General features: G+C 38.2%; 6 protein-coding genes. 1 reads left to right on the top strand and 5 read right to left on the bottom strand.

The genetic code is table 11. The annotated features are described in order from the left end of the window. The 5 genes from L1285_RS23395 to L1285_RS23375 form a co-directional block, all read right to left on the bottom strand. Positions 1-240: hypothetical protein (locus L1285_RS23395; RefSeq protein WP_235414541.1), on the bottom strand; the 240-nt coding region annotated here is incomplete at its 3' end. A 164-nt stretch (positions 241-404) separates the two neighbouring features. Next, a complete protein-coding gene (locus L1285_RS23390) occupies positions 405-809 on the bottom strand; it encodes a hypothetical protein (protein WP_235414540.1) in 405 nt (134 codons plus the stop codon). Between the two features lie 121 nt (positions 810-930). Beyond that, positions 931-1182: a hypothetical protein gene (locus tag L1285_RS23385; RefSeq protein WP_235414539.1), complete on the bottom strand. Its 252-nt coding sequence runs from the start codon at positions 1180-1182 to the stop codon at positions 931-933. Positions 1183-1291: 109 nt separating this feature from the next. Further along, positions 1292-2041 (bottom strand): type 1 glutamine amidotransferase domain-containing protein, encoded by a 750-nt coding sequence (locus tag L1285_RS23380; protein ID WP_235414538.1) that lies wholly within the window; start codon positions 2039-2041, stop codon positions 1292-1294. Positions 2042-2218: 177 nt separating this feature from the next. Then, entirely contained in the window at positions 2219-2707 is a 489-nt protein-coding gene (locus L1285_RS23375) for a YcxB family protein (protein WP_235414537.1), read from the bottom strand. Positions 2708-3756: 1049 nt separating this feature from the next. On the opposite strand from L1285_RS23375, the gene L1285_RS23370 reads away from it, so the two are divergent. Continuing rightward, positions 3757-4734: an integron integrase gene (locus L1285_RS23370; RefSeq protein ID WP_235414536.1), complete on the top strand. Its 978-nt coding sequence runs from the start codon at positions 3757-3759 to the stop codon at positions 4732-4734. Positions 4735-5021 lie beyond the last annotated feature (287 nt).

Here is a 5021-nt window from a genome sequence, read left to right as displayed (position 1 = left end):
TTTGTTTATCGTTTTAGTAACTAGGTACTGTGCCCATGAAGCCCAAATAACAGCTATAAACATAATAATATCTATAGTTTGAGCAAGTCTGAACCTTATCTCAACCTCATCAAAGGCCCCAAAGTTGTATATACCTTGCTTAAATAGTAGTGAATTAAACATCCCTAAAATTATATAAATCAAGTACGCAGCACCTAAATGCTTAACATACAACTTAAATGATGAACCATTAATTCTCATTGATAATTATCCTGTGATTGCTGAGTGTTTAAATGCCTAACGCCTTACTAATGGGCGCATAAATGCTTGGCTAAAATTAGCGACGAAGGAGCGCATAAATGCTTGGCTAAAATTAGCGACGAAGGAGCGCAAGCCAAGCGTTTTGCGTCCTTTTTAGTAACTTGTTAGAGGTATTTTCCACCTATAAGCAAACCACTAAGAAATAATGTGAATAAAAACAAGTAATGCTTAGTTGTAGCATTTTTAACTAGCATTTTAAAAGACATTAATGGATGTTCTTGAGAGAAGTGCTTAACTCTACTGTGTTTTGAGTGATTTATGATTACAGCAAGTTCAACTATCAATGCTGAAGCAAGAATCACCAGAGTTAATAATAAAAACTTTAGTGGATCTTCAACATTAATTCGTCCAAATATAGTTTTGATTGTATTGTCACTTCCGTTGAAGAAAGTGAAAAGAGTAACCAGTAGATTTGTAATAAATAAGACAAGTAGAGTTTTAGCTATTTTGCTCGGTATATACCTATCGAGACCTTTTACTTGTGTATCACGATGATCAATGTTTTGCACAGTTACTTCAATACCTCTAACGCTTTGCTATGGGGCAATTGACAGTTGGCTAAACTTGCGCGAAGCGCCAAGCCAACTGTTAATTGTCCCAGTGAGTTTACGAACGAACTTGAGCAACTTGTTATAAGCCATCTTTAGCACCATGCGTAAACAGTAAAAATTTAGGGGCATATCCGGTAAATACAACATGCCCAGATATATATGACATACCAAACGTCACGATACCTAGAAGCCAAATAATATGATCATATGGTTCAGTGAACGCAAAAGTCACCGTAGCTAAAATAGCAAATAATGAAAGTACAAAGATGAAACCCGCAAGTACCCTAAACGGCGCTCTAACTTTGGCTAATTGTTCTCTAGATGAACTCATATCTTTCTTTGGCTTATAACGCCTTGCTAAGCGGAAAATAATGGTTGGCTTTAATCGCGAAGCGAAGGCCAACTGTTATTTTTCCGTTTGAGCAACTTGTTAATTGCCTTTACAACTTGTTTAAAATTATCATTTCTTTTGCGACCAGTGCAGCAGAAGGCAAAAACATTGTTGATACAATGCGTTGATCTATAATTACTGCGTGTTTATCTTTTAGTGTCTGCTTATTCTGAGCCATAGCACCATTCTTGTTAAGTTGGCTTTCAATAAGAAAAGGCAAAAGCGTCCCCTGCTTTGCCCACGACTTGGATGTTTCAGTGGAGTTAGGAAATCCAGCTACTTTTTTACCTTTAACCAAAAATTCACTGTTAGATAATCTCACGTTTGCAATACCCGCAGCTCCATGGCCACCAACTCCCACAATACCGCCTGACTCATATACACCACTAATAATTGAGTGGATTTTTTTGTTATCTGCAACGTCAAACATTACACCGTAGCCGCCGCCAATGAATACGCCCCAATAGTCATTAGGATTAATTTGTGAAGGATTGAATGAACTGTTCGCTTTTTCTAGGAACCCTTCATGTTTGATGGTGTAACTGCTTATGCCTAGAGGATCCATCATAAATTTAACTTCTCCACCTTTAGGTGATACAAAGTCAACTTCAAATCCATGACTAACAAAGATATGGTAAGGAGGCGCAAATTCCCACAAGTTATTTCTTGCGTCATGCTTTTCAGGATCGCCCATATCTATCATATTGGATACTACGATTAGTACTTTCTTGTTAGATTCTGCCTTTGCACTTGTCGCAAACAAAGCAACGGTTATTAAAATAGTGATCAAAAACTTCATTGTCTTCCTTTTTAAATAATTAAAACCAATATTTAGACGATAAAAATGAATAAAAGGTTTAAATATTGATTCAGCCTAGGCACTTAACGCTTGCCGTAAACGGCATAAAATAGCAGGCTAAAATTAGCGACGAAGGAGCACAGCCTGCTGTTTTGTGTCCTTTGTTTAACGGCCTTGTTAGCAGCCTCTACCACCAACCCAATTTTCTATTTTCGAAATTTCAGACGCACTGAAAATCTTATTAGGTAGTATGATAAATGCTTCCTCACTCGCTCCATACAGGAGCATATAGTTTTTACTTTTTCTAAAGTTATTAATTTTTCCCCAACTTATAAGCTGATTAGATCCACCTTGATATATACCAGAATCTGAAAATTCAAACACCTTTTCACCAAAACGTTCTGGGTTTTCTTTAAATGATGCATTCACAGTGAGTTTATGAACGAACAAAATAACTAAATACATTAAAGCCGGAAACATTAAAGCAATTAACCAATTAGGAAAGATGTAATCTAAGTTTAACCAATAAAGCACTGCCCCAATAAATAGACCACAGCAGGCCATTACACCATAGATTGTCCAGCTTACATTATTCGCATGAAAAAATTCACGATATGCTAAGTAATAACTTGATTTTGTAATATTAAAATTCTTACGCATATTCATTTGGCTGCTAACGCCCTGTTAATGGGCAAAATTTAGTTGGCTATAATCTTGAGCGGAGCGAAATCAGCCAACTGAATTTTGTCCACTATTCAACAGCTTGTTAGCTGCTCCTGCCACTGTTTCGTATGTCGTTTGCTTGGTTTATACAATCGTTCAAAGCAACATCGTAATCCATGCCGTCAGCACAAACTTTACGCCCCCATAAGTCCTCGCCGACAGCCACAAACTGGCATGGGCTTTCTTCACGGCAGCGAAAAAACCAACCGTCAACTTTTCCTTGTATCGGGTATTCTTTTAATAGGGCGTCTGGCGACTTCTTAGTGATGTATGATTTCAATCTCAAACTCCCTGGACAGCTAACGCTTGCCTAACCGGCGCGAAATAGCAGGCTAAAATTAGCGACAAAGGAGCGCAAGCCTGCTGTTTTGCGTCCTTTGGTTTAGGCACTTGTTATACTTACCCGTCACTAGACTCTATCTTGTAATAACCATCTCCGCTATCAGAATATGACATACCACTATATTGATACAAGACAATAGAGATACAAATTAAGGTTGCTGCAATATTAGTTTTTTTAATTGAGTTGTAATAGTGAGTTTTAAAATTAGGTGATACCTTTAAGTATAGAAATGTTGCAAAGAACAGCGGCACAGTAATTATTAAAATTAGCCCAGCAACGAAAAAATGAGTCAAATAATCTTCATAGTAGTATGGGAAAAGCTTATCCCATACTAGTGAAAAAAAAGTGAAGTAAATAAGAATACATATAAATGTCGAAGCAATTGATACTAAAACTTTTTTCATCCACCGAACTCTAGGTAAGTATAACAATTTATTCTACCCCAAAATGTCGGAACATAAACCGACAAAACGGGCTGTATTACATACCCTCATAGTCCCACGGAACAAACTCAAAGTAAACAATCGGTTGCGACCTGCAAAAACATACTTGTGTGAAAATTGGACAAAACGGCACGTAATAATGTTATTGGACAACAGCCAAAACACTGTCTATACATCCAGTATCAACCTTACCAAATGGAACGCTCATGAAATCACCTTTTCTACTCATGCTGCAAGAGCAGATGTACCTGCGACGTTATGCCAAACGCACCATTGAAGCGTACCTAAAATGGACTGCTGCGTTTATTCGCTTTAACAATATGCGACACCCTACAACCATGGGGGATAAAGAAGTTGAACTATTTCTTAATCACCTGGTAAATGAACAAAATGTTGCTCAAGGCACACAAGCGCAGGCATTAAACGCCTTATGTTTTTTGTATAAAGAGATACTTAAAAAGCCATTGTCTTTACGACTAAACTTTACCAAAAGCCAACGCCCTCGTAAGCTACCTGTTGTATTGACAAAAGAAGAGGTGAGTTCATTACTCACAATGTGTAGCACTCGCCATTACCTGTCTTGCGCCCTACTTTATGGCAGTGGTATAAAGTTGATGGAGGCAATGAGGCTCCGGGTTAAAGATATCGATTTTGATTATCTCTGTCTTAGAATATGGGACGGTAAAGGCGGTAAAAACAGAGTCGTGACACTGGCTAAAGAGTTAATTCCGCTACTAAGAAGCCAAATCCTCCAAGTAGAAAATTATCTGCAACTTGACCTGCAAAATCCTCAGTACTGTGGCGTATGGTTACCCCACAGACTAAGACACAAATACAATGGTCACGAGAAGCAGTTGATGTGGCAGTATATATTTCCTTCTCACAAGCTAAGTGTTGACCCAGAAACAAAACAACTCAGACGACACCACATTGATGAGAAGCAGGTTCAAAGAGCAGTAAAAAAAGCAGCGTATTTGGCTGGGATCACTAAGCAGGTAACACCGCATACATTACGGCACTCTTTTGCGACACATCTGCTGCAAAATGGCGCTGATATAAGAACAATACAAACTCAACTTGGCCATAGTGACGTCCGGACAACTCAGATTTACACGCATATTATCCAGCAAGGAGGCCAAGGAGTGGTAAGTCCAATTTCTCACCTACCGCAACGAATTAAATAACAGACAATAAAATGTACTAGCTCAGGGTAAAACTCGCCAACTCCATCAAACATTAAGCTTGATTGCCAGCCAATAAACTTGGCTGGCAATCAAGTACAAGACTGACTATTAAAGCTTAACCACCGTTTTCCTCAGGCTTTAACGGTTTCTGATAACTGCGATCGGTAGTGTTCAATTTTCTGTGTCATTTCGATAAGTTAAGATGCAAAAAGAGAAATGACTCATGACTACACAAAAATTTGATTTAGATTCTGTATTGAAAGCGCTCCAGGACGGCAAAAACCTCA

The organism is Pseudoalteromonas sp. DL2-H2.2 (assembly GCF_021532535.1).
Taxonomy (GTDB): Bacteria; Pseudomonadota; Gammaproteobacteria; order Enterobacterales; family Alteromonadaceae; genus Pseudoalteromonas; species Pseudoalteromonas rubra_A.
Note: the sequence above shows the minus strand (reverse complement) of the source record. Positions and strands in the feature narration are given on the sequence as shown.

What these genes read in the sequence shown, in the direction of transcription:
- L1285_RS23380 (WP_235414538.1), bottom strand. Translation starts at nt 2,041, where the DNA reads ATGAAGTTTTTGATCACTATTTTAATAACCGTTGCTTTGTTTGCGACA.
- L1285_RS23370 (WP_235414536.1), top strand. Translation starts at nt 3,757, where the DNA reads ATGAAATCACCTTTTCTACTCATGCTGCAAGAGCAGATGTACCTGCGA.
- L1285_RS23375 (WP_235414537.1), bottom strand. Translation starts at nt 2,707, where the DNA reads ATGAATATGCGTAAGAATTTTAATATTACAAAATCAAGTTATTACTTA.
- L1285_RS23385 (WP_235414539.1), bottom strand. Translation starts at nt 1,182, where the DNA reads ATGAGTTCATCTAGAGAACAATTAGCCAAAGTTAGAGCGCCGTTTAGG.